General features: G+C 56.2%; 17 protein-coding genes. 8 read left to right on the plus strand and 9 right to left on the minus strand.

Annotated elements, in window-relative coordinates; all coding sequences use genetic code 11:
* Positions 1 to 116: 116 nt before the first annotated feature.
* The 3 genes from glpC to glpA are packed head-to-tail and all read right to left on the minus strand — an operon-like array spanning position 117 to position 4,163.
* Complete coding sequence (gene glpC / locus OQV00_RS07555; RefSeq protein ID WP_266280104.1) at positions 117 to 1,295, minus strand: anaerobic glycerol-3-phosphate dehydrogenase subunit GlpC; 1,179 nt, start codon at positions 1,293 to 1,295, stop codon at positions 117 to 119.
* Positions 1,292 to 2,551, minus strand: coding sequence for a glycerol-3-phosphate dehydrogenase subunit GlpB (glpB, locus tag OQV00_RS07560; RefSeq protein WP_266280106.1), 1,260 nt, complete (start codon positions 2,549 to 2,551; stop codon positions 1,292 to 1,294). The genes glpC and glpB overlap by 4 nt, the downstream gene beginning before the upstream one ends.
* Positions 2,541 to 4,163 carry an anaerobic glycerol-3-phosphate dehydrogenase subunit A gene (gene glpA / locus OQV00_RS07565; RefSeq protein ID WP_032717980.1) on the minus strand — a complete coding sequence of 541 codons (1,623 nt, stop codon included), beginning with the start codon at positions 4,161 to 4,163 and terminating at the stop codon, positions 2,541 to 2,543. Before glpA ends, glpB begins: the two co-directional genes overlap by 11 nt.
* Positions 4,164 to 4,433: 270 nt before the next feature.
* Here glpA and glpT point away from each other — a divergent pair, with 270 nt between their 5' ends.
* Entirely contained in the window at positions 4,434 to 5,780 is a 1,347-nt protein-coding gene (glpT, locus tag OQV00_RS07570; protein ID WP_004864901.1) for a glycerol-3-phosphate transporter, read from the plus strand.
* A 9-nt stretch (positions 5,781 to 5,789) separates the two neighbouring features.
* Entirely contained in the window at positions 5,790 to 6,860 is a 1,071-nt protein-coding gene (gene glpQ / locus OQV00_RS07575) for a glycerophosphodiester phosphodiesterase (RefSeq protein WP_004864899.1), read from the plus strand.
* Between the two features lie 77 nt (positions 6,861 to 6,937).
* Here glpQ and yfaE read toward each other — a convergent pair whose 3' ends face one another.
* The 4 genes from yfaE to ubiG all read right to left on the minus strand — a co-directional run bounded on the left by yfaE (position 6,938) and on the right by ubiG (position 11,796).
* A complete protein-coding gene (gene yfaE, locus OQV00_RS07580; RefSeq protein ID WP_004201692.1) occupies positions 6,938 to 7,192 on the minus strand; it encodes a class I ribonucleotide reductase maintenance protein YfaE in 255 nt (84 codons plus the stop codon).
* On the minus strand, positions 7,192 to 8,322 hold the full coding sequence (gene nrdB / locus OQV00_RS07585) for a class Ia ribonucleoside-diphosphate reductase subunit beta (RefSeq protein WP_015583818.1): 1,131 nt from the start codon (positions 8,320 to 8,322) through the stop codon (positions 7,192 to 7,194). The genes yfaE and nrdB overlap by 1 nt, the downstream gene beginning before the upstream one ends.
* A gap of 103 nt (positions 8,323 to 8,425) precedes the next feature.
* A complete protein-coding gene (gene nrdA, locus OQV00_RS07590; protein WP_004864894.1) occupies positions 8,426 to 10,711 on the minus strand; it encodes a class 1a ribonucleoside-diphosphate reductase subunit alpha in 2,286 nt (761 codons plus the stop codon).
* 356 nt (positions 10,712 to 11,067) lie between these two features.
* Positions 11,068 to 11,796 (minus strand): bifunctional 2-polyprenyl-6-hydroxyphenol methylase/3-demethylubiquinol 3-O-methyltransferase UbiG, encoded by a 729-nt coding sequence (gene ubiG / locus OQV00_RS07595; RefSeq protein WP_004864892.1) that lies wholly within the window; start codon positions 11,794 to 11,796, stop codon positions 11,068 to 11,070.
* Between the two features lie 234 nt (positions 11,797 to 12,030).
* Between ubiG and gyrA the strand changes: the two genes are divergently transcribed.
* On the plus strand, positions 12,031 to 14,670 hold the full coding sequence (gene gyrA / locus OQV00_RS07600; RefSeq protein WP_004864890.1) for a DNA topoisomerase (ATP-hydrolyzing) subunit A: 2,640 nt from the start codon (positions 12,031 to 12,033) through the stop codon (positions 14,668 to 14,670).
* 167 nt (positions 14,671 to 14,837) lie between these two features.
* The gene (gene rcsC / locus OQV00_RS07605) at positions 14,838 to 17,693 is read left to right on the plus strand and encodes a two-component system sensor histidine kinase RcsC (protein ID WP_097357955.1); all 2,856 of its coding nucleotides are present in this window, start codon (positions 14,838 to 14,840) and stop codon (positions 17,691 to 17,693) included.
* 63 nt (positions 17,694 to 17,756) lie between these two features.
* Here the strand turns inward: rcsC and rcsB are convergent, their stop codons facing one another.
* Together rcsB and rcsD are read right to left on the minus strand one after the other, a co-directional pair.
* A complete protein-coding gene (rcsB, locus tag OQV00_RS07610; RefSeq protein ID WP_002913007.1) occupies positions 17,757 to 18,407 on the minus strand; it encodes a response regulator transcription factor RcsB in 651 nt (216 codons plus the stop codon).
* Positions 18,408 to 18,423: 16 nt separating this feature from the next.
* The gene (gene rcsD, locus OQV00_RS07615) at positions 18,424 to 21,081 is read right to left on the minus strand and encodes a phosphotransferase RcsD (protein ID WP_015583820.1); all 2,658 of its coding nucleotides are present in this window, start codon (positions 21,079 to 21,081) and stop codon (positions 18,424 to 18,426) included.
* A gap of 774 nt (positions 21,082 to 21,855) precedes the next feature.
* On the opposite strand from rcsD, the gene OQV00_RS07620 reads away from it, so the two are divergent.
* The 4 genes from OQV00_RS07620 (at position 21,856) to alkB (ending at position 25,916) form a co-directional block, all read left to right on the plus strand.
* Positions 21,856 to 22,968, plus strand: a complete 1,113-nt coding sequence (locus tag OQV00_RS07620) for a porin OmpC (protein WP_004864882.1) — start codon at positions 21,856 to 21,858, stop codon at positions 22,966 to 22,968.
* Between the two features lie 102 nt (positions 22,969 to 23,070).
* Positions 23,071 to 24,123 (plus strand): FAD:protein FMN transferase ApbE, encoded by a 1,053-nt coding sequence (gene apbE / locus OQV00_RS07625; RefSeq protein ID WP_015583821.1) that lies wholly within the window; start codon positions 23,071 to 23,073, stop codon positions 24,121 to 24,123.
* A 72-nt stretch (positions 24,124 to 24,195) separates the two neighbouring features.
* A complete protein-coding gene (gene ada / locus OQV00_RS07630; RefSeq protein WP_266280111.1) occupies positions 24,196 to 25,260 on the plus strand; it encodes a bifunctional DNA-binding transcriptional regulator/O6-methylguanine-DNA methyltransferase Ada in 1,065 nt (354 codons plus the stop codon).
* Positions 25,260 to 25,916, plus strand: a complete 657-nt coding sequence (gene alkB / locus OQV00_RS07635) for a DNA oxidative demethylase AlkB (RefSeq protein ID WP_015583823.1) — start codon at positions 25,260 to 25,262, stop codon at positions 25,914 to 25,916. Before ada ends, alkB begins: the two co-directional genes overlap by 1 nt.
* Positions 25,917 to 25,963 lie beyond the last annotated feature (47 nt).

Here is a 25,963-nt window from a genome sequence, read left to right on the forward strand (position 1 = left end):
GCCAGCACCAGTAGGCCGGGTCAGGCGTTAGCCGCCACCCGGCACAAACCCGGGCTCCGTATTCAAACCCGGTTTGTCATCAGCCGCATTGGTTTTACTGGTTTCTGGCGCCGATGTCAGGCCAGCGCCTGCGCCAGCAGAGTGATGGGATGTTCACAGCGTTTGCTGGTGGACATCTCGATTTGCCATTTGCAGGTTTCGCAATCGGTGATCGCCAGGTCGGCGCCGCTCTCCTCAATTTGCCGGAACAGCGGTGCGCCGATGGCCTGCGAAGAGGGGTAGTTTTCCGATTTAAACCCGTAGGTACCGGCGATGCCGCAGCACTGTGAATCCAGCACTTCCAGCTGTAAACCCGGGATCAGCCGCAGCAGTTCGAGGGTATACAGCGACCAGCCCATCTTCTCCATATGACACGGCGTGTGATAAACCACCTTCAGCGGCAGCGGCCGAAGCGGCAGGGTACGCCCGGCATCAAGCTGGCGCCAGATCCAGCGAGTTGCTAGTTCAATCCGGTCGCGAAGGTCCTGATTATCGACATCCAGCAGATGCGGGTATTCGTCGCGCAGGGTAAACGTGCAGGTTGATGAGGTGGCAATGACCGTCAGCGGAGTCTCTCGCATGGCGGCGACGTTGCTCTGCGCCTGGCGGCGGGCTTTGGCAAAAAAGCCGTTGGCGATAAGCGGCACGCCGCAGCATTTTTCTTTACTTAACAGCTGTACGCCGGTGCCCATCGCATTCAGCACGCGGATAAGGTCGTGGCCAAGCTGCGGATGGTTGTAGTTGACGTAACAGCCGTGAAAAAAAGCGACCTGTTCACTGAACTGCGCCTGGCGGTCCGCCTGCTGGCGGTAAGCGCGGCGAAAAGTGCCGAAACCATATTTCGGCAGCGTCCGGCGGTGGTCAATCTTTAGCGTCGCATCGAGCAGGCGGCGCACCGGTTTGAGCCCCGTTGCGGCGTTGACCAGCGGGGCAAACGGCGTGGAGAGAGTGCCCATCAGGTCGGTATGGCTGAGGATAGCATCGCGCAGCGTGGGTTTTTGCTGGCTGTACTGCGCCCGTGCCCTTTGGATAATATCGCCAATTTTTACATCAGAGGGACAGGCGACTTCACAGCGCTTGCAGTTAATACAATATTTTAAGGCTTCGTCGTACAGCGCCCCATCTTTCAGCCGCAGGCGCTCACCGTCGGGGCCCGCCTGTTTCGGGCCCGGATAGCGGGGATTAACCCGGCTGACCGGGCAGCTGGTCGTACAAACGGTACATTTAATGCAGCTCTCAAAGCGGGTATCGTTCATCGCGTGCCTCCGGCAAGGTCATGAATCTGTTTCGCGACGTGCAGCGCGGTGACCGCGCAAACGCCGCCGCCGCATCCAAGCTGGATGGCATCAAAACCGCCGAGTAGCGAACCGATGGCGAACAGGTTGCCCAGCGGCTGGCCGTCGAGCAGCGGGCGCAGCATCGTATCCGTTTTCAGGCCGAAGCGTTGCCAGGGTTGCGAAGCAAAGAAATCGCGCTGATACCAGTTCTCACGCGGAGTGGTCTGCTGGAGGTCGAGGCCGAGAATGGGTTCCCGAACGCGCGCTTTATCGGCGATCAATCCATTACTGAAGAAACTGCCGCTGGCCAGAACGGCAAAACGGGGACGCAGCGGAACATCGCCGTGCTGCCGGGTCCAGACTTCGTTGACTTTCCCCTCCTGATGGCCGATCCGCGTGACTTCATCGCCAGCCAGCCAGGTACCTCCGGTTCGAATAAAACGACGCTGAAGCTGGTTATGCAGGCGTATGCCGGGAACCGAAGGCGGCAGCGTCGGCAGCAGGCGCAGCGGGCAGGGTAGCTGTTCCTGTAGCCAGCGATACAGCCCGGCGTCATTCAGACCGAAACAGGCGGGCATGATCAGCAGGTCGTGCGCCAGCGCCAGCGGACGTAACGCGGCGAGGAGCGCGGGCCAATGACACTCTTCGTCGAGCATTCTGGCGATATTCACCGCGCGAAATTCGCTCGGGTTATCCCGCAGAACATCCAGTATCGGTAAGTCTATCTCGCTGGCCGTCGCCTTCCCCCCCTGCCGGGTGAGCGAGGCGGCGGCCAGATGCGGCTGGAAGTCGGCGAAGCCGCCGATACCCACCACGCCAACGCTACGTGCGGACAGTGGCGCCACGGGAACTTCCAGCGGCGAAAGCCATGTCGGGCGCAGGGTGCCCAGCGGCGTAACGCGTTCATGCGGCTGGCTGGCCGCGCCGCGCATCGCGATCCCGTTGATAGCCAGCAGCGCCTCGGTTTGCGCGGCGTACGCCATCACCCGTTCGGCGCCCAGCATCGCGTAGGGATGTTCGGGAAGCTGTTCTGCCAGGCGGTCTATCCCGTGAGCCACATCGCTGACGCGTTCCCCGTCGGGAAGGGCGCAGAGCAGATCCAGCGAAGCGGAGGAAAAGTGCAGCGCGCTTTGACCCCGACTGACGATGACGCAGCGCAGGCCGAACTGATTAAGCGTTAGCCCGCAGAGCAGGCCCGCGAGGCCACCGCCGATAATCACGCTATCAAATTTCATCCTGAGACTCCTTTTGCAGCCCGCACAGTCCGAGGTAGACCCAGCGGGTGAATTCACTTTCCCTGAGCGCATCGCCCCAGGCAATGGGCTGCACGCCTTTCCAGCGTTCGTTTAAAAAATCAGAAAGCTGGGTCAGCGACTGGGCGGGAGTGGTGATGTTAAACCGTTGCAGAAGCCCGGCCGCCCGGCAGGCGCACAGCTCTCCCTGGCAGGTGCCCATGCCGATGCGCGTGCGGCGGCGTAGATCGAGCAGGCTGTTAACCGCTAAGTTTTCCACCGCGTACTGCACTTCTCCGGCGGTCACCATCTCGCATTCACAAATCAAGCTGCGATGCTGGCGGGTATCGCCCAGCCAGGCAGGCGTGCGGTCGCCGTGGCGATAGAGGGCGGAACCGCGCAGCGGCGCGGGTAGCGAGATGATTTTTTTTACCGTGGCTTCGGGGGACTCCGTTGAGCCCGGGAGCGGAGTGTCGGCAGTAGAGCAGGGGACGCTGTTGCCCAGCTTACGGCACACCGCATCCGTGGCCCACTCTGCCATCAAACGGTAGGTCATTAGCTTGCCGCCGGTAATGGTGATAAAGCCCTCCATGCCATCGCGTTTGGCGTGGTCGAGCAGAACGATACCGCGGCTGACGCTGCGTCCGCTGGGATCATCATCGCTGGCCACCAGTGGGCGCACGCCGGAATAGGCGCGCAGCACGCGAGTACGCCCAAGTACCGGAGCCAGCTTTTCTCCCTCCCGCAGCAGCGTGTCGACTTCGGCCGTTGTGACCCGGTTGTCATCAATTTCCTCGTAAGGGATATGTTCCGACGTCGTGCCAATCAGCGAAATGGTATCGCCGGGCACCAGAATATCGGCATCGGCAGGTTTACGGCAGCGGTTGATGACCTGTCGGTTGATACGATGGTCGAGGATCAGCAGCGATCCCTTGGCCGGGAACATGGCGATGCGCAGATCGGCATATTCCGCGATCCGCTGTCCCCAGATCCCGGCAGCATTGACCACAACCCCGGCGTGTAGCGTACGTCTCTCACGATGCTGATGATCATAAAACTCGACCCCGCAAACGCGTTCTCCACGGCGGATGAGCCCGGTCATTTCGCAACCGGTCAGAATGGTCGCGCCATGCTCCCGGGCGTCGAGCATATTGGCCGCCGTCAGGCGAAACGGATCGATGGTGCCATCGGGGACCTGTACGGCGCCAAGCAGGGCCGGATTGACGGTGGGTTCAAGGCGCAGCGCCTCTGCTGGCGACAGCGGCCGGGTTTCGATCCCCGCCTGCTGACAGGCGTTGATAAAGGTTCGTTGCCAGGCCAGATCGTCCTCGGGAAGAGTAATGAAGAGTCCACCGGTCGGTTCAACGCAGTGACGGGCGATGCGGCGCAGAATCCGGTTCTCAGTGATGCACTCGCGGGCCGATTCACTATCGGTGACGGCATAGCGGGCGCCGCTGTGCAGCAGACCGTGATTACGGCCGGTTGCTCCGGTGGCAATATCGTGACGTTCCAGCAGCGTTACCTGCAGCCCGCGGAGCGCGCAGTCCCGCGCAATCCCTGCGCCGGTGGCGCCGCCGCCGATGATAATAACATCGCATTCACGGGTTTCGGCCATCTTCCTGTCCCTCTGCTTTCGTTTTACGCCATTTAGCCATACAAATAGTACGTATTGTTTGATTTCGAGCATATTCGCGCGTTATTCGAGCGGTTTATGTGATTTCATGCTCATAATGGAATGTTTTGTCATATTTTTGTAACAAAGCGTGCGATGTTTCACAGTATCCAGGGCCAGCTTTGCCTACCATCCCGCCTCATCAGAAGTGGGTGATTAGATTAGATTTTTCTTATCGCTGTCAGTAGAGAAGAGATGGCCACGGAGGCTGCTATGTTAACTATTTTTAAACCTGCGCCACACAAAGCGCGTTTGCCCGCGGCGGAAATCGATCCGCTGTACCGTCGACTGCGCTGGCAAATTTTCATCGGTATTTTCTTTGGATACGCTGCTTACTATCTGGTGCGTAAGAACTTTGCTCTGGCTATGCCCTATCTGGTGGAGCAAGGTTTTTCCCGCGGCGATCTGGGTTTCGCCCTCTCCGGTATTTCGATTGCCTATGGATTTTCGAAATTCATCATGGGGTCGGTTTCGGATCGCTCGAATCCGCGCATTTTTCTGCCCGCGGGGCTGATCCTGGCTGCGCTGGTGATGCTGGTGATGGGGTTTGTGCCCTGGGCGACCTCCAGCATTATGGTGATGTTCGTGCTGCTGTTCCTCTGCGGCTGGTTCCAGGGGATGGGCTGGCCGCCGTGCGGGCGGACGATGGTGCACTGGTGGTCGCAGAAAGAACGCGGCGGCATTGTCTCGGTGTGGAACTGCGCGCATAACGTGGGAGGCGGGATCCCGCCGCTGCTGTTCCTGCTGGGGATGGCCTGGTTTAACGACTGGCACGCGGCGCTGTATATGCCGGCATTCGGCGCGATTCTGCTGGCGGTGTTTGCCTTCGCGATGATGCGCGATACGCCACAGTCCTGCGGCCTGCCGCCAATTGAAGAGTATAAAAATGACTATCCTGATGATTACAGCGAAGAGCATGAACAGGAGCTGACCGCCAGCCAGATCTTTAAGCAGTATATCCTGCCGAACAAGCTGCTGTGGTATATCGCCGTGGCGAACGTCTTTGTCTATCTGCTGCGCTACGGCATTCTCGACTGGTCGCCAACCTACCTGAAAGAAGTGAAGCACTTTGCGCTGGATAAATCCTCCTGGGCCTACTTCTTATATGAGTATGCGGGGATTCCAGGCACGCTGATTTGCGGCTGGATGTCCGATAAGGTGTTTAGGGGTAATCGCGGAGCCACCGGCGTCTTCTTTATGACGCTGGTGACGATTGCGACCGTGGTCTACTGGCTCAACCCGCCGGGTAATCCGGGTATCGATATGACCTGTATGATTGTGATTGGCTTCCTGATCTATGGCCCGGTGATGCTGATTGGCCTGCATGCCCTGGAACTGGCGCCGAAAAAAGCGGCTGGCACTGCCGCCGGTTTTACCGGTTTGTTTGGCTACCTGGGCGGTTCCGTTGCCGCCAGCGCGATCGTAGGCTATACCGTTGACTTCTTCGGTTGGGACGGCGGTTTCATGGTGATGATCGGCGGCAGCGTGCTGGCGGTTCTGCTGCTGGTGGTGGTGATGATTGGCGAAAAACGCCATCACCAACAACTGAAACAGGCTTAAGGAATGCGCATGAAAACGGTAGCCACAACGTTAATGACGGCGATTTTACTGGCCGGTTCTACTCTGAGCTTCTCCGCCTCTGCGGCGGATAAGCTGGTCATCGCCCACCGCGGCGCCAGCGGCTATCTGCCGGAGCATACGCTGCCGGCAAAAGCGATGGCCTACGCTCAGGGCGCCGATTATCTTGAGCAGGACCTGGTCATGACCAAAGACGATCGGCTGGTGGTGCTCCATGACCACTATCTCGATCGGGTGACCGACGTCGCGGAGCGTTTCCCGCAGCGCGCACGGCAGGATGGGCGCTTCTACGCCATCGACTTTACCCTCGCGGAGATAAAATCACTGCGGTTCAGCGAAGGGTTTGAGCCGAAGGACGGCAAGAATATACAGACCTTCCCTGGCCGCTTCCCGATGGGGAAATCAGACTTCCGCATTCATACTTTTGAAGAGGAGATTGAGTTTGTTCAGGGGCTGAACCATTCAACGGGGAAAAATATCGGAATCTACCCGGAAATTAAGGCGCCGTGGTTCCACCATCAGGAAGGCAAGGATATCGCCGTCAGCGTCCTGCAGGTGCTGAAGAAATACGGGTACACCCGCAAGCAGGATAAGATCTATCTGCAGTGCTTTGATGCTAACGAGCTCAAGCGGATTAAGCATGAGCTGGAGCCGAAGATGGGGATGGACCTGAAGCTGGTGCAGCTGATCGCTTACACCGACTGGAATGAAACCCGGCAACGCCAGGCGGATGGCAAATGGGTTAACTACAGCTATGACTGGATGTTTAAGCCCGGCGCGATGACGCAGATTGCGCAATATGCCGACGGAATTGGTCCGGACTACCATATGCTGGTGGCGGCGAATGCCAGGCCGGGTCAGGTTGCGCTCAACGAGATGGTGAAAGAGGCGCATCGCCAGCGTCTGGTGGTGCACCCGTATACCGTCCGCGCTGACCAGCTACCGGATTATGTCACCGATGTGAATCAGCTGTTTGACCTGCTGTACCACCAGGCTGACGTCGACGGCTTGTTTACCGATTTCCCGGATAAAGCGGTGCAGTTTCTGAAAGCGAAGCACTAAAAAGCCGGGTGGCGCTGCGCCTTGCCCGGCCTGTGAACTGCGGTTTTGTCGGGTAAGCGCAGCGCCACCCGACAAAACTACATCTCGATTTCAATATCGCCTTTCGCCCGGCAGCAGCAGGGCAAAATCTCTCCCGGCTGGATGAACGCCAGCGGTTCGGTCAGCCAGTCAACCTGACCGGAAACCAGCCGCGTGCGGCAGGATCCGCAATAGCCGGCGCGGCACTGATACTCCACGTCGATATTATGTGATTCCAGGGCGGCCAACAGGGAAGGGTGTTCATCCTGACACTCAAGACGAGTGTCAGAGATTTTCAGAAAAATGCGTTTCATCAGAGCTGGAAGTTGCTCAGATCGTCGGCATCGACTTCGGCATCGATCTGGCCAACCAGGTAGGAGCTGACTTCCACTTCCTGCGGCGCAACCTGCACGTTATCGGACACCAGCCAGGTGTTGATCCACGGAATCGGGTTGGAGCGGGTCTGGAAGGGCAGGTCGAGACCCACCGCCTGCATGCGGATATTGGTGATGTATTCCACGTACTGGCAGAGAATATCTTTGTTCAGGCCGATCATTGAACCGTCACGGAACAGGTAGTCCGCCCACTCTTTCTCCTGCTGCGCCGCCAGCACGAACAGATCGTAGCACTCCTGCTTGCACTCTTCGGCAATTTCCGCCATTTCCGGGTCGTCGACGCCGGAGCGCAGCAGATTCAGCATGTGCTGGGTGCCGGTCAGATGCAGCGCTTCGTCACGGGCGATCAGGCGGATGATTTTGGCGTTGCCTTCCATCAGCTTGCGCTCGGCGAATGCGAACGAACAGGCGAAGCTGACGTAGAAGCGAATCGCTTCCAGCGCGTTGACGCTCATCAGGCACAGGTAGAGTTTCTTTTTCAGCTCGCGCAGGTTAACGGTGATGGTTTTCCCGTTGACGGTGTGCGTGCCTTCACCCAGCAGATGCCAGTAGCTGGTCAGCTCGATCAGCGTGTCGTAGTAGTGGGAGATACCTTCCGCGCGTTTCTGGATTTGCTCGTTGGTGACGATATCGTCGAAGACCATTGCCGGATCGTTCACGATATTACGGATGATATGGGTGTAGGAGCGCGAGTGAATCGTCTCTGAGAATGCCCAGGTTTCCACCCAGGTTTCCAGTTCCGGAATCGAAATCAGCGGCAGCAGGGCGACGTTCGGGCTACGGCCCTGGATAGAGTCCAGCAGCGTCTGATACTTCAGGTTGCTGATGAAGATATGTTTTTCGTGTTCCGGCAGCGCCTGGTAGTCGATACGGTCGCGGGAGACGTCAACTTCTTCCGGACGCCAGAAGAAGGAGAGCTGTTTTTCGATCAGCTTTTCGAAGATGTCATATTTTTGCTGATCGTAACGGGCGACGTTAACCGGTTGGCCAAAAAACATCGGCTCAAGCAGCTGGTTGTTTTTCGTCTGTGAAAAAGTGGTATATGCCATGAGTGGGGATCCTGTCCTGGAATTATACGCCGGGTGGCGCTTCGCAAACCCGGCCTACAATAGACCGTAAGCCCGGCAAGCAAGGCGCCGCCGGGCAATATTATCAAATCTTACATGCGCCGCTTTCGCAGCCGTCGTCCTGGATGGACGGCGCCAGATCGTCCTGGGCATCCTCCGCGCCATCACGGGTGTTGTGATAGTACAGAGTTTTTACGCCGAATTTATAGGCATTGAGCAAGTCTTTCAGCAACTGCTGCATCGGTACTTTACCCGACTGGAAACGCGTCGGGTCATAGTTGGTGTTGGCCGAAATCGACTGGTCGATAAACTTCTGCATGATACCAACCAGCTGCAGGTAGCCGTCATTGTTCGGCATTTCCCACAGCAGCTCGTAGCTGCCCTGCAGTTTTTCGTAGTCCGGTACCACCTGACGCAGAATGCCGTCTTTCGAGGCTTTAATGCTGACATGTCCGCGCGGCGGCTCAATACCGTTGGTGGCGTTGGAGATCTGCGAAGAGGTCTCTGACGGCATCAGCGCAGAGAGCGTAGAGTTACGCAGGCCGTGCTCTTTAATGGATTCGCGCAGCGCTTCCCAGTCGTAGTGCAGCGGCTCGTTGACGATGGCATCGAGATCTTTTTTATAGGTATCGATCGGCAGCACGCCCTGAGCATAGGTGGTCTCGTTGAACCACGGGCACGCGCCCTGTTCAATGGCCAGCTCGTTTGACGCTTTCAGCAGGTAGTACTGAATAGCTTCAAAGGTTTTATGCGTCAGGTTGTTGGCGCTGCCGTCAGAGTAGCGTTTACCGTGCTTCGCCAGGTAGTAGGCGAAGTTGATCACGCCAATACCCAGCGTACGACGGCCCATCGCGCCGCGTTTAGCCGCCAGAATCGGGTAGTCCTGATAATCCAGCAGCGCGTCCAGCGCACGCACCGCCAGTACCGCCAGCTCTTCCAGCTCGTCAAGGCTTTCAATGGCGCCGAGGTTAAAGGCAGACAGAGTACAGAGCGCGATTTCACCGTTTTCGTCGTTGACGTCATCCAGCGGTTTGGTCGGCAGCGCGATTTCCAGGCACAGGTTGGACTGGCGAACCGGCGCCACCACCGGGTCAAACGGGCTGTGGGTGTTGCAGTGGTCAACGTTCTGGATGTAGATACGGCCGGTGGAGGCGCGTTCCTGCATCATCAGGGAGAACAGCTCAACCGCTTTGATGCGCTGCTTACGAATGCTGTCGTCTTTTTCGTACAGGGTGTACAGACGTTCGAATTCGTCCTGATCGGCGAAGAAGGCGTCGTACAGGCCCGGGACGTCGGACGGGCTGAACAGGGTAATGTCTTCACCTTTCAGCAGGCGGGTGTACATCAGTTTGTTGATCTGTACGCCGTAGTCCATGTGGCGAACGCGGTTGGCATCGGTACCCCGGTTGTTTTTCAGCACCAGCAGACTTTCGACTTCCAGATGCCACATCGGGTAGAACAGCGTGGCGGCACCGCCGCGTACGCCGCCCTGCGAGCAGGACTTCACCGCGGTCTGGAAGTGCTTATAGAACGGGATACAGCCGGTGTGGAACGCTTCGCCGCCGCGGATCGGGCTGCCCAGCGCACGAATGCGACCGGCGTTAATACCGATACCTGCGCGCTGGGAAACATATTTCACGATGGCGCTGGAGGTGGCGTTGATGGAGTCGAGGCTATCGCCGCACTCGATCAGCACGCAGGAGCTGAACTGACGCGTTGGGGTACGCACGCCGGACATAATCGGCGTCGGCAGCGAGATTTTAAACGTGGAGACGGCATCATAGAAACGTTTGATGTAGTCCAGACGCGTCTCGCGCGGGTAGTTGGAGAACAGGCAGGCGGCAACCAGAATGTAGAGGAACTGGGCGCTCTCGTAAATTTCGCCGGTAACACGGTTCTGGACCAGATATTTACCTTCCAGCTGCTTAACGGCAGCGTAGGAGAAGCTCATATCGCGATCGTGAACAATGAACGAATCCATCTGCTTGAACTCTTCTTCCGTGTAGTCTTCCAGCAGATGAGTATCGTATTTGCCTTTTTTCACCATCTTCGTGACGTGGTCATACAGCGCTGGCGGCTCAAACTGGCCGTAGGCTTTTTTACGCAGATGGAAGATCGCCAGGCGCGCGGCGAGATACTGGTAATCCGGCGCTTCGCGGGAGATCAGGTCCGCCGCTGCCTTAATGATGGTTTCGTGGATATCGGCAGTTTTGATGCCGTCGTAAAACTGAATGTGAGAGCGCAGTTCTACCTGAGAAATCGAAACGTTATTCAGTCCTTCTGCCGCCCAATCCAGTACACGATGGATTTTATCGAGATTAATGCGCTCGGTGCTACCGTCACGCTTTGTCACCAGCAGACTCTGATTCATGTGGATTATACCTGTCCGTGAGAGAAAATATCCCCCGCTTATCCACAGAACGCCGTTGTGACTAACTCTGTGGATAAATACTATATGTAGGGGGTTGTAGATAAAAGAAACGCTATATGGTGAGTATTTTAGTAAGGATTCTTTTGAGTACAAGGGTTGATTTTGGCGTTAATTTGAGGTTGCGGAAGCGTAATGATCGCTAAGTCCACGCCGCGTAAGGCCTGGCGGAGATGTCAATAAACTGGAAAATAAATATGAAAATTTGATCGAATGCTGATTTCTTCGACGGATGTAAAAATTACGCGGCTTGATGCCGCGCAATCATCAAATAATCATCATATGAAAAACTGCTGACGTTATGCGCTTTTCGCGGTTGTATGCAACATATAGTTAACATCTACCCCCGGTGCCAGCTTGAAGGTATTGGTCAGCGGATTGTAATGCAGGCCGATAATATGCTGCTCTTTCAGAGTAGTCTGATCAACCCAGCCAATCAGCTCCGCCGGCTTAATGAATTTTTTCACGTCATGAGTCCCTTTGGGCACCATTTTCATCACGTATTCAGCGCCGACTACCGCCATCAGCCACGCTTTACCATTGCGGTTAATGGTCGAGAAGAAGACCTGACCGCCGGGCTTCACCAGCCGTGCACAGGCGTGAACCACCGAGCGCGGGTCCGGAACATGCTCCAGCATCTCCATGCAGGTCACCACATCGTACTGACCGGCGTGCTTCGCCGCGTGCTCTTCTACCGTCTCCTGGACATAGTCGACCTGAACGCCGCTTTCCAGCGCGTGCAGCTTCGCTACCTGCAGCGGTTCAAAGCCCATGTCGAGCCCGGTTACCGTTGCGCCTTCACGCGCCATGCTCTCGGCAAGGATGCCGCCGCCGCAGCCAACATCGAGTACCTTTTTACCAAACAGGCCGCCAGAACGCTCCGCAATATAGCCAAGACGCAGCGGGTTGATACGATGTAAGGGCTTGAACTCGCCCTCTAAGTCCCACCAGCGCGAGGCGACGGCTTCAAATTTAGCAATTTCATGATGATCAACGTTGTGGGCCACCGGCTGTTTTTCGGCATTCATGGGCGCTTCGACTCCTTTTCTGTTCAGACCGGCGAGTATATCAGGTGACCGACATGAATAAACCGTCTATCCCCATCGCCTTTTGCCGCGACCCGATGACGCGAATCGGAGCGCCTGCGTTTACCGCCACGATGCGGCGCGAAATTCATTGGGTATAGGTTTACCCGTATCACCGTGGCTGTGTTATAATTTGCGACCTTTGAATCCGGGATACAGTAGAGGGATAGCGGTTAGATGAGCGACCTTGCGAGAGAAATTACACCGGTCAACATTGAGGAAGAGCTTAAGAGCTCGTATCTGGATTATGCGATGTCGGTCATTGTTGGCCGTGCGCTGCCGGATGTCCGAGATGGCCTGAAACCGGTACACCGTCGCGTACTTTACGCCATGAACGTATTGGGCAATGACTGGAACAAAGCCTATAAAAAATCCGCCCGTGTCGTTGGTGACGTAATCGGTAAATACCACCCTCATGGTGATACCGCCGTTTATGACACCATTGTACGTATGGCACAGCCATTCTCCTTGCGTTATATGCTGGTCGATGGCCAGGGTAACTTCGGTTCTGTCGATGGCGACTCCGCCGCAGCGATGCGTTATACGGAAATCCGTATGTCGAAAATCGCCCACGAGCTGATGGCCGACCTGGAAAAAGAGACGGTTGATTTCGTTGATAACTATGACGGTACGGAACGTATTCCTGACGTCATGCCGACGAAAATCCCTAACCTGCTGGTGAACGGTTCGTCCGGTATCGCCGTCGGGATGGCAACCAACATTCCGCCGCACAACCTGACGGAAGTGATCAACGGCTGCCTGGCCTATATCGACGATGAAAATATCTCCGTCGAAGGGCTGATGGAGCACATCCCGGGTCCGGACTTCCCGACCGCCGCCATTATTAATGGTCGTCGTGGGATTGAGGAAGCTTACCGCACCGGTCGTGGCAAAATTTATATTCGCGCCCGCGCTGAGGTGGAAACCGATGCGAAGACCGGTCGTGAAACCATCATCGTGCACGAAATTCCGTATCAGGTGAACAAAGCGCGCCTGATCGAGAAAATTGCCGAGCTGGTGAAAGACAAACGCGTTGAAGGCATCAGCGCGCTGCGTGACGAGTCTGATAAAGACGGGATGCGCATCGTGATTGAAGTGAAACGCGATGCGGTGGGCGAAGTGGTGCTTAACAACCTCTACTCCCAGACGCAGCTGCAGGTCTCCTTCGGTATTAACATGGTTGCGCTGCACCATGGTCAGCCGAAGATCATGAACCTGAAAGATATTCTTTCAGCGTTCGTGCGCCACCGCCGCGAAGTGGTGACGCGTCGTACCATTTTCGAACTGCGTAAAGCCCGCGATCGCGCGCATATCCTTGAAGCGCTGGCGATTGCGCTGGCCAACATCGACCCGATCATCGAGCTTATCCGCCGTGCGCCAACGCCTGCGGAAGCGAAAGCTGGCCTGATCGCGCGTCCATGGGATCTGGGCAACGTGGCGGCGATGCTGGAACGTGCCGGTGATGATGCCGCGCGTCCGGAGTGGCTGGAGCCAGAGTTCGGCGTGCGCGACGGTCAATACTATCTGACCGAACAGCAGGCCCAGGCGATCCTGGATCTGCGTCTGCAGAAACTGACCGGGCTTGAGCATGAAAAACTGCTCGATGAATACAAAGAGCTGCTGGAACAGATCGCTGAACTGCTGCATATCCTCGGCAGCGCCGACCGTCTGATGGAAGTGATTCGTGAAGAGCTGGAAGCCATGCGCGAACAGTTCGGCGACGCGCGTCGTACCGAAATCACCGCCAACACCGCGGATATCAACATCGAAGATCTGATCAACCAGGAAGATGTGGTGGTCACCCTGTCTCACCAGGGCTATGTGAAGTATCAGCCGCTAACCGACTATGAGGCGCAGCGTCGCGGTGGCAAAGGTAAATCGGCCGCACGTATTAAAGAAGAAGACTTTATCGACCGCCTGCTGGTGGCCAATACCCATGACACGATCCTCTGCTTCTCCAGCCGTGGCCGCCTGTACTGGATGAAGGTCTATCAGCTGCCGGAAGCCAGCCGTGGTGCGCGCGGGCGTCCAATCGTCAACCTGTTGCCGCTGGAAGCTAACGAACGCATTACCGCTATTCTGCCGGTACGCGAATACGAAGAAGGCGTGAACGTCTTTATGGCGACCGCCAGCGGTACCGTGAAGAAAACCGCGCTGACCGAGTTCAGCCGTCCACGTTCTGCCGGGATCATCGCGGTGAACCTGAACGAAGGCGACGAGCTGATTGGCGTTGACCTGACCAACGGTAATGATGAAGCGATGCTGTTCTCAGCCGCCGGTAAAGTGGTGCGCTTTAAAGAGAGCGCGGTCCGTGCCATGGGCCGTACCGCTACCGGCGTTCGCGGCATCAAGCTGGCGGGTGACGATAAAGTGGTTTCGCTGATCATTCCACGCGGCGAAGGCGCTATCCTGACCGTCACGCAGAATGGTTACGGTAAACGTACGGCGGCGGCAGAGTATCCGACTAAGTCCCGTGCAACGCAGGGCGTGATCTCCATTAAGGTCACCGAGCGTAACGGTTCCGTGGTCGGCGCTGTGCAGGTCGATGATTGCGATCAGATCATGATGATCACCGATGCCGGCACCCTGGTGCGTACGCGCGTGTCGGAAGTCAGCATCGTCGGTCGTAACACGCAGGGCGTTATTCTGATCCGTACCGCGGAAGATGAAAACGTCGTAGGCCTGCAGCGCGTAGCCGAGCCGGTTGATGACGAAGAGCTGGATGCCATCGACGGCAGCGTAGCGGAAGGCGACGACGAGATCGCGCCGGAAACTGACGCTGACGCCGATGATGACGCTGTCGAAGATGAAGAATAATCTGCGCTAGTGATGCGAAAAGGGCCGGGAGAGACTCCGGCCCTTTTTATTTGTACGCTGCGCCTTTATCCGAGGCGAAATCCAGAGAGTATAACGTTGCGACGAAACGTGTTTACCGCTACCTTAACCCCATTCTGTTGAGTCCCTGACGGCCGAGTATCGCCCCATTGAAATATCTTGCCTCTTTTCATACCACGCTAAAGGTTTCACGCTACCTGTTCAGAGCGCTGGCGGTACTGCTCTGGATGCTGATCGCTTTCGTTTCCGTGTTCTATATCGTCAACGCCCTGCATGACAGAGAGTCGGAGATCCGCCAGGAATTTAACCTCAATGCCGATCAGGCGCAGCGCTATATTCAGCGAACCGCGGATGTGATTAAAGAGCTGAAATACGTGGCCGGCAACCGTCCGACCAGCGGCGACGAGGGCGGGGCGACTCCCGCTCCGGGCGGCAATATCGCCGTTCCTGATTTTGAACCGCTGTACCCTGATTCTGATTGCGGGACAATGGGCGCGACCTGGCGCAACTCCCTGCAGTCGCTGGCGTGGTTTATGCGCTACTGGCGCGATAACTTTTCCGCGGCCTATGACCTCAACCGCATCTTTCTCATTGGCAGCGATAATTTGTGTATGGCCAACTTTGGCCTGCGGGAGATGCCGCTGGAGCGCGATCAGGCGCTGAAAGTGCTGCACCAGCGTATTGAGCAGTACCGCGATGCGCCGCAAAACGAGCGCGGCAACAACCTGTTCTGGATAAGCCAGGGCGTGCGTCCGGGCGTGGGCTATTTTTACGCCCTGACGCCGGTTTATATGGCAAACCGCCTGCAGGCGTTGCTGGGTATTGAGCAGACCATTCGTATGGAGAGCTTCTTTACGCCGGGCAGTCTGCCAATGAGCGTCACGATTCTCGACGACAACGGACAGCCGCTTATTTCTCTTGCCGGGCAGGATAACAAAATCAAGAGCGAAGCCCGCTGGATGCAGGAGCGGATCTGGTTTGGCTACACCTCGGGTTTCCGCGAGCTGGCGCTGAAGAAGAGTCTGCCGCCGTCGTCGTTAAGCATCGTCTATTCCGTGTCGGTCGATCAGGTGCTCGAACGTATCCGGATGCTGATTATCAACGCGATTGTCCTGAATATCCTCACCGGGGTGATTCTGTTTGCCCTGGCGCGGATGTATGAGCGGCGGATCTTTATCCCGGCGGAGAATGATGCCCAGCGGCTGGAAGAGCATGAGCAGTTCAACCGTAAAATCGTCGCATCGGCGCCGGTGGGGATTTGTATTCTGCGCACCCTCGATGGCACCAATATTCTGAGCAACGAACTGGCGCACAACTACCTCAATATGCTGACCCATGAGGATCGGCAGCGGTTAACGCAGATTATTTGCGGCCAGCAGGTCAACTTTGTGGATGTGTTGACCAGCAACAACACCAACCTGCAGATTAGCTTCGTCCATTCGCGCTATCGCAATGAAAACGTCGCGATTTGCGTGCTGGTGGACGTCAGCGCCCGCGTCAAGATGGAGGAGTCGTTGCAGGAGATGGCGCAGGCTGCGGAGCAGGCCAGCCAGTCGAAATCGATGTTCCTCGCCACCGTCAGCCACGAGCTGCGAACGCCGCTGTACGGAATAATCGGTAACCTTGACCTGTTGCAAACTAAAGAGCTGCCGAAGGGCGTCGACAGGCTGGTCACGGCGATGAATAACTCCTCGAGCCTGCTGCTGAAAATCATCAGCGATATCCTCGACTTCTCGAAAATCGAATCCGAGCAGCTGAAAATCGAACCCGGTGAGTTTTCGCCGCGTGAGGTGATGAACCATATCTCGGCCAACTATTTACCGCTGGTGGTGCGTAAACAGCTGGGGCTTTACTGCTTTATCGAGCCTGACGTTCCGCAGCTGATGTCCGGCGACCCGATGCGTTTGCAGCAGGTCATCTCTAACCTGTTGAGCAACGCCATTAAGTTTACCGACACCGGCTGCATCGTCCTGCACGTGCAGTGCGCCGGGGATTACCTGCAAATTAGCGTGCGCGATACTGGCGAAGGGATCCCGGCAAAAGAGGTGGTGCGCCTGTTTGACCCGTTCTTCCAGGTGGGGACCGGCGTGCAGCGCAACTTCCAGGGGACCGGTCTGGGGCTGGCGATATGTGAAAAGCTCATCAGCATGATGGACGGCGATATTGCCGTCGAAACCGAACCGGGAATGGGCAGTCGCTTTACCATTCGTATTCCGCTGTACGGCGTGCAAAACCGCTCGCCGCTGGTGATTGATGGCCTGGCGGGTACGTGTTGCTGGCTGGCGATCCGCAACGCCTCCCTGGCGCTGTTTGTCGAGTCGCTGCTCACCTGTCACGGTCTTCACTGCCAAATCTATGACGGCCAACGGCCCGGCGCAGATGATATTTTGCTGACTGATGATGAGCCGGACGCGCGCTGGCAGGGGAGTGCGGCGGTGATTTTCTGTCGTCGTCATATCGGTATTCCGCTGGAACGTACGCCTGGCGTGTGGATACACAGCGTGACGACACCGCACGAACTGCTGCCGCTGCTGGGACGTATCTTGCGGATTGCGGTGACGACCACCGAACACGGCCCGGCGCTCGCCGCTCCGGAAACGCAGGTCGCCAGCAATGACGATATGATGATCCTGGTGGTGGACGATCATCCGATTAACCGCCGGCTGCTGGCCGACCAGCTTGGCTCGCTGGGCTATCAGTGCGTGACGGCAAACGATGGGGTCGATGCGCTGGGCGTGCTGAGCAAACAGCATATCGATATCGTGCTGAGCGATGTCAACATGCCGAATATGGATGGCTATCGCCTGACGCAGCGTATCCGCGAGCTGGGAATGACCCTGCCGGTCATCGGGGTGACCGCCAACGCGCTGGCTGAGGAGAAACAGCGCTGCCTGGAGTCGGGTATGGATAACTGTCTGTCGAAACCGGTGACGCTCGATATTATCAAGCAGACGCTGGCGATCTACGCCGCGCGGGTGCGCAAAGAACGTCAGGAAAGGGAGTAGGGCAGGGAAGCGGTGGTGGACTTGCCCGGATAAGGCGCAGAGCCGTTATCCGGGCAGGCAGCGTTACTCTTTGTCGGTGGCGCTCAGAGAAACGGAAGACAGGTAGTTCAGCAGCGCGATATCGTTTTCCACGCCCAGCTTCATCATCGCCGATTTCTTCTGGCTACTGATGGTTTTAATGCTGCGGTTCAGCTTTTTGGCAATCTCGGTCACGAGAAACCCTTCGGCGAACAGGCGTAGCACTTCGCTCTCTTTCGGCGACAGGCGCTTGTCGCCGTAACCGCTGGCGCTGATTTTTTCCAGCAGGCGCGAAACGCTTTCCGGGGTGAATTTTTTGCCTTTCTGCAGCGCCGCCAGCGCTTTAGGCAGATCGGTCGGGGCGCCTTGTTTCAGCACGATCCCTTCGATATCCAGATCCAGCACTGCGCTAAGGATCGCCGGGTTGTTGTTCATCGTCAGAACGATGATAGACAGATCCGGAAAATGGCGTTTGATGTATTTGATCAACGTGATCCCGTCGCCGTATTTATCGCCAGGCATCGACAGGTCGGTAATCAAAACGTGTGCGTCTAATTTAGGAAGATTATTGATAAGTGCCGTTGAATCTTCAAATTCGCCGACTACGTTGACCCATTCGATTTGCTCAAGGGATTTACGAATACCGAACAGTACGATCGGGTGGTCATCGGCAATAATTACGTTCATAGTGTTCATGTATTAGGCTACCTTGCTACAGCAAGCTCTTGACGTAAACGTCAATGTCGCTGATATATTTTTCTATGCCTTGCGCATCTTTCTCGCGAATCAGATGCTCAAGCGTTTCACATAACTGTTTGCCGGGTATCAGATTAAGCATAGCAAACGCCCCTTTGAGGCGGTGCGCTGTCTGCGCCAGCGCAGCTAAATCGCTCGTTGCCAGTTCAGTATACAGCCTCTTAACATCATCCGGAACTGTGTCGGCAAACAGTGCGTAATAGCCGCTGGCATGGAGTTCGGCGTTACTTTCGCTTCCCGCAGAGGGAGATTGCCCCTCTTCCTGCGCCAGCTGCTGTTCAATCAGTTGCAGAATCGCTTCCTGCATAGCCGTGCTGATATTAAAATTGACACGCAGCTGGCCTGGGCCAATTTTGCGTATCCCGACCTCATCATCGCTTAAAAGCAAGCCCGAAGCAGTAAGATTAGACGGATTATCCGTTAAAAAGAGATCGTATTCTTGACTTGCCAGCCTTTCATCCGGCGTGATGCAGGTTGCTCCCCAGCTTTCGAGCTGGCGCACCACAATCCGGCGGACCTCATTGGCGGTAATATCGAGCATCACCACGACATCATCCAGCAGATGTTCGCCGGAATCGCTCTCTTCTTCGCTGGCCGGCATTTTGAGATGGAGAGAATAGCGGGTTCCCAGCGACTCGCGCGCCTTGATGTTCATCTGACCGCCAAGCCTGCGCGTCAGGCGATCGCAGAGCCAGAAGGTGAGGGCGTTGGCTTTACCATACAGGTCGGACTGGGTCTCGTTCAGGAACGGGAAGTGCATATTGTCGATTTCATTGCCGGAAACGCCGTTGCCGGTATCCAGAATACGGAAGGTCAGCCGGTCGTCAGCGGACTCATCTTTACTCACTTCAAGCGTGATTTTGCCAATTTGCGTCGTGGTCACCGAGTATTGAATGAGTAACAGCAGCGTGCGGCGCAGCGCATCGCGATCGCCATAGCGTTGTTCATTGGCCGGCAGCGCATTGTTGATCAGCAGCTGCAGACCTTTGCGTTTAATGATCGGCAGCACCTCAGGCACCACTTCATCGATCAGCTCCTGAATGGAGAACAGCCCAGGATTACTTTTCCAGCTGTCGCTCTCCAGAAGATTCGCCAGCTGAATTTCATCGACCAGCTGTACCAGCTGGTCAGCATGCTGCGCAAGCTGAAGGCTTTGGGCAATCCCAATGGCAGCCGCTTCTTCGGCCAGGCTCTGCGCCGGCTGTTTTAAGGCGCTGCCGATATGCTGCATAAATGCAATGCGCCCCTGCTGGTTTTTCTCGTACAGGCGCTGGGCCTGTTTCAGTTTTTTATTGACCAGAACCTCCCGGTCCTGATCGCGAATAATGAAGATCTGCGTCCGCGGCGCGACCTGGCTGCGATACTGACGTATTTCATACAGCTCGTTATTGATTGTCGCCTGGATAACCCCCTGATGCTGATCGGCCATGTTGGTGATGTTTTGCAGATTGAGGTGCGGCAGGAGATGATCGGCAATCGGGTTACTGATAATTGTACGGTTGGCTTCCTGATCGTGAACCAGCAGCCCCAGCGGCAGCAGCGAGACGATCTCTTCGTTAATGGCGCGCAGGGTGCGCAATTCGCTATTGGCGGCGGGAGAGACGGCGGTACCGGTCTGACGGCCGCGGCCATTGTAATGGCGAAACGTCGTAAAACCGAACAGCGTTAACGCCAGCAGGCCGATAATCAGCAGCAGCGGCAGGAGAACGTTCTGCAGTGACTCCAGCAGCAGCGACCCGAAGGGAACCACCCAGATCAGGCGCATACCGGTGGTGCTAATGCTGGTGATGATCTCAATTCGCGCCCCGTTAAAGTCGATATTAACGCTATCGGTGGCCTCTTTTTCCGGGTTGCTGACCGCGCTTTGCGCCGGGTCGGGTTCAATACGGAAATTATCCAGCGGCATGCCGGGCGGAATCAGGTCGTTAATCGGCAGGTCAAAGGCGACAACGGTTGCCAGGTGGCCCGGCTGGTTAAAGGTGGTGCGCAGGGTAAAATAGTGGCCATTCTGCCAGGAGAGGCGGCGCAGAGAGGAAAAGGTTTCCCTCTCGTCCAGGGTGTTTGCCTGCAGCAGCATTTCTGCGCGACGGGATTCAACCACGCTGGTAATCGTTGACTCTTTAAAGCTGGATGACAGATCTTTCAGCGGCAGCGTCGACACAAGGATCAGACTGTTATCCAGACCATTCAGATAGTACATCGACCAGGGGATGGTTTCCGCTCCCCACAAGATGTCGAGGTAGCTGGACATTTTCTGCGTCATCTCCAGGGTGGAGCTGTCGTGGGATCCAAAGATCAGCGCTTCGGTTTTCCGCCGCGGTTTTTCCAGGTAGTAAACATCCTGCTTCAACCGCGTTTCTTGCAGGCCATCGCTGACGGTGCTGGAAGGGGTGGCGGCGATATTGTCGTAAATCTGCCAGGTTGCGTAGCGCCAGGTATCGATGCGTTTATGCAGCGCGTGGCTGACATCAATGACCTGATAACTTTTATCTTTCAGCCAGGTATTGACCGCGCTTTGGATCATAACACCCATGGTCGCCAGCAGGACGATGACCATTAAAATGAAGAAGCGGGTGATGCTGCCTGGCATCAGGGAGAATTTTTTCTGGGTCATCGTGTGACGGAGCGACTCATCAAGGTTTGTAAGCAGGGCATCGCCCCAGGTAGCTGCTAGCAGAGTGAATACGCTAAGCAGTATAAAGGCTAATTTATCAAATCCATACTACAGATTGCGGTTCTGCAATTTTTTTTAATCGTAAGAATTATCTTAAAAAATCGCGCGCAATAAGATGTACACCAGGGCGAACCTTGTACAATTATTTACCCGTTTCTGGCAATAAATAGCACTAAATAACAAGAAATTATCTGGATAAGACTTTACTCACTTGCGAGGTGATTGATTAATAACCGTTATTTTTTTCCGTGGATATCGCCGGGTAATTAAAGTTATGTAAAGAAGGGTAAAAAAAAACCGAATGCGAGGCATCCGGTTGAAATAGGGGTAAACAGACATTCAGAACTGAATGACGGTAATAAATAAAGTTAATGATGATAGCGAGAGTTATTCTAGTCGCCGGGGTGGATTTTGTTTTGTCATTCAGTGCTATACATGAAACAACGTGTAACTGCATGAACTTCATTGAAAAAATTTATTTTCTTGATTATTGGTGCTTATTTTAGTGCTTTTTAGCGATGAAGAAAAGTTCCCCTGTGTTTACAATTTGAAACATCTTGTGCGCATTTTGAAACACCTTAGAAGTTTTCGTATCATATTCTTGTTGGATTATTCTGCATTTTACAGCACAATGAATATAGCCGACTGATTAGAAGGGTAATCAGTAAGCAGTGGCAATAATAAAAGGCATATAACAAACAGAGGGTTAATAACATGAAAGTTAAAGTACTGTCCCTCCTGGTACCGGCTCTGCTGGTAGCAGGCGCAGCGAATGCGGCTGAAATTTATAACAAAGACGGCAACAAATTAGACCTGTACGGTAAAATCGACGGTCTGCACTATTTCTCTGACGACAAGAGCGTTGACGGCGACCAGACCTACATGCGTGTAGGCGTTAAAGGCGAAACTCAGATCAATGACCAGCTGACCGGTTACGGCCAGTGGGAATACAACGTTCAGGCGAACAACACTGAAAGCTCAAGCGATCAGGCATGGACTCGTCTGGCGTTTGCTGGTCTGAAATTTGGCGACGCGGGCTCTTTCGACTACGGTCGTAACTACGGCGTTGTTTACGACGTAACTTCCTGGACCGACGTTCTGCCGGAATTCGGCGGAGACACCTACGGTTCTGACAACTTCCTGCAGTCCCGTGCTAACGGCGTTGCAACCTACCGTAACTCTGACTTCTTCGGTCTGGTTGACGGCCTGAACTTTGCTCTGCAGTATCAGGGTAAAAACGGCAGCGTTAGCGGCGAAGGCGCAACCAACAACGGTCGTGGCGCTCTGAAACAGAACGGCGACGGTTTCGGTACTTCCGTAACTTATGACATCTGGGACGGCATCAGCGCTGGTTTCGCTTACAGCCACTCCAAACGTACTGATGATCAGAACTCTCTGTCCAAAGGTCGTGGTGATAACGCTGAAACCTACACCGGTGGTCTGAAATACGACGCGAACAACGTTTACCTGGCAACTCAGTACACCCAGACCTACAACGCGACCCGTTTCAGCGGTAATGGCAATGCAGACGCTATTAGCGGTTATGCAAACAAAGCGCAGAACTTCGAAGTGGTTGCTCAGTACCAGTTCGACTTCGGTCTGCGTCCGTCCGTTGCTTACCTGCAGTCTAAAGGTAAGGACATCGAAGGTTTCGGCGATCAGGATATCCTGAAATACGTTGACCTGGGTGCGACCTACTACTTCAACAAAAACATGTCTACCTACGTTGATTACAAAATCAACCTGCTGGACGACAATGAATTCACCCGTCGTGCCGGTATCTCTACCGACGACGTGGTTGCTCTGGGCCTGGTTTACCAGTTCTAAGCACGCTGAAGTGACGAAAAAGGCGCCTCTGGCGCCTTTTTTTATGCCCGGTTTAACCTCGCTGGTGTAATCTTGCTGCCTTAGCAAGAGGAACCTGATTGTATGGATATCACTTTTTTCCGTAGCGCGCTGTTCAGCGTCTGCGTACTGCTTTCCGGCTGCGATTCAGCCACAACTCCCACTGCGCCAAAAAGTGCCGCGACCGTACTGGATGGTAAGACGATGGGCACATTCTGGCGGGTCAGCGTCATTGGCGTTGATGAAGCCAAAGCCGAGGCGCTGCGACAGAAGGTCCAGGCGCAGCTCGATGCCGACGATCGTCTGCTCTCCACCTGGAAGAACGATTCTGCGCTGATGCGCTTTAACCATGCCACCACGACCGAGCCGTGGCCGGTCAGCGAAGCGATGGCTGATATTGTCACTCTCTCGCTGCGCATCGGCGCCAAAACCGCGGGCGCCATGGATATTACGGTGGGGCCGCTGGTGAACCTCTGGGGGTTTGGCCCCGACAAGCAACCGGTTAAAACGCCGGATCCTCAGCAGATCGCCGCCGCGAAAGCGCGCACGGGGCTCCAGCATCTGACGGTCATTAACCACGCGGATCGGCAATATCTGCAAAAAGACATCCCGGATCTGTTTGTCGATCTCTCCACCGTTGGCGAAGGCTATGCCGCCGATCATCTGGCTCGCCTGATGGAGCAGGAGGGCATTTCCCGTTACCTGGTTTCGGTCGGCGGGGCGTTGGTCAGCCGGGGAATGAACGGCGACGGGCAGCCGTGGCGGGTGGCCATCCAGAAACCAACCGATCGCGAAAATGCCGTGCAGGCGATTGTTGATATCAACGGACATGGGATCAGCACCTCCGGCAGCTATCGCAACTACTATGAGCTGGACGGTAAACGTATTTCCCACGTTATCGATCCGCAAACCGGCCGGCCGATTGATCATAAGCTGGTCTCGGTCACGGTCATCGCCCCGACGGCGCTGGAAGCGGACGGCTGGGATACCGGCCTGATGGTGTTGGGGCCGGAAAGGGCGCAGGAAGTGGTGCGCCAGCAGGGGCTGGCGGTTTACATGATCGTCAAAGAGGGCGACGGGTTTACAACCTGGATGTCGCCGCAGTTCCGCACTTTCCTCGTCGGCGAAAAGAATTAAACAGCAAGATTTCGGGTTTTTTTCATCGGGCGCGGATTCAGACTGACGATACACTTAAAGCAGGAGCCCGTTATGAAACCGATAATTGCTGATACCGACGATCGCCGCTGGCAGGCGGTGTGCGATCGCGATGTGCGAGCCGATGGTCAGTTTGTCTTTGCCGTACTGACCACCGGTATCTGTTGCCGCCCGTCCTGCCGTTCGCGGCGAGCGCTGCGGGAGAATGTGCGCTTTTACCCCGCGGTTGAGGCGGCGATCGCCGCTGGCTTTCGTCCTTGTAAGCGCTGCCAGCCGGATAAACGCGATCCGCAGCAGCAGAAGGTGGACAAAGTCACCCGGGCCTGTCGCCTGCTGGAACAGGAATCGCCCGTGACCCTTGAGGCACTGGCGCAGGAACTGGCGGTCAGCCCCTTTCATTTTCATCGTTTATTCAAATCCGTCACCGGAATGACGCCGAAAGCCTGGCAACAGGCATGGCGTGCGCGACGTTTGCGCGAAGCGCTGGGGCAGGGGGAAAAAGTGACGCCCGCCGTGCTAGCGGCAGGCTTTCCCGGAGGCAGCAGTTATTATCGTCAGGCGGATGCCGCGCTTGGGATGACCGCCCGCCAGTTTCGCCGCGGCGGCGAGGATACCGACATTATCTATACTGTCGGCGACTGCGCGGTCGGCCGCTGCCTGGTTGCGGAAAGTGAACGGGGGGTGTGCGCCGTTTTACCAGGGGAAGAGGACGCAGCGCTGGTTGATGCGTTATCCCGTCTCTTCCCTCACGCCCGGCTTCTGCCGGGGGATGCGCATTTTTGCCAGCGGGTAGCCGAGGTTTTCGCCCATCTGGACGATCCTCGCAAGGCCGTTAATCTACCGCTGGATCTGCGCGGTACCGCGTTTCAGCTGCGCGTCTGGCAGGCGTTGCGCCAGATCCCGGCAGGAGAGACCCGCAGCTATCGTCAGGTCGCGCAGAGCATTGGCCAACCTCGTGCGGTGAGAGCCGTGGCAGGCGCCTGCGCGGCCAATAAACTCGCCATTGTTATCCCGTGCCATCGGGGGGTCCGCGAGGGCGGGGCGCTCTCAGGCTATCGCTGGGGAACGGCCCGTAAAGCGCAATTGCTGGCCCGGGAAGCGCAAACCGAGGAGAAGTGATGCTCGATTTATTCGCCGATACGCCCCCCTGGCAGGAGCCGCTGGCGCCTGGGGCCACCATTCTGCGGCGCTTCGCCCACCGGCGCGCGGCGGCGTTGCTGCAGGCGATAATGCAGGTCGCCAGCCGGTCGCCGTTTCGTCAAATGGTGACGCCGGGAGGCTATACCATGTCGGTGGCGATGACCAACTGCGGCAGAGTGGGCTGGACCACCGATATGCACGGCTACCTCTATGCTCCTGACGATCCGTTAACCGGTCAGCGCTGGCCGTCGATGCCGACGATCTTTCGTCAACTGGCTGCGGAGGCGGCGCTTGCCTGCGGCTATCCTGATTTTGCTCCCGATGCCTGTCTGATTAATCGCTATCAGCCCGGGGCAAAGCTGTCTCTGCATCAGGATAAAGATGAACGCGATCTGCGGGCGCCTATTGTGTCGGTGTCACTGGGGCTGCCCGCCGTGTTTCAGTTTGGCGGTCTGCGGCGCAGCGATCCGCTGCAGCGCGTGCTGCTGGAGCATGGCGATGTGGTGGTCTGGGGGGGAGAATCGCGCCTGTTTTACCACGGTATCCAGCCGCTGAAAGAGGGCGACCATCCGCAGACCGGCGCCTGTCGCTATAACCTCACCTTCCGTCTTGCCGGTGCGAGAGAACAAAAATAAGAATTATTCTTGATGTCATGGGCGAGCAGTTTAAACTGCTGGCTGTT

Origin of the sequence: Klebsiella sp. DY2415, from assembly GCF_026314315.1 — a bacterium.
GTDB classification, from domain to species: Bacteria; Pseudomonadota; Gammaproteobacteria; order Enterobacterales; family Enterobacteriaceae; genus Klebsiella; species Klebsiella ornithinolytica.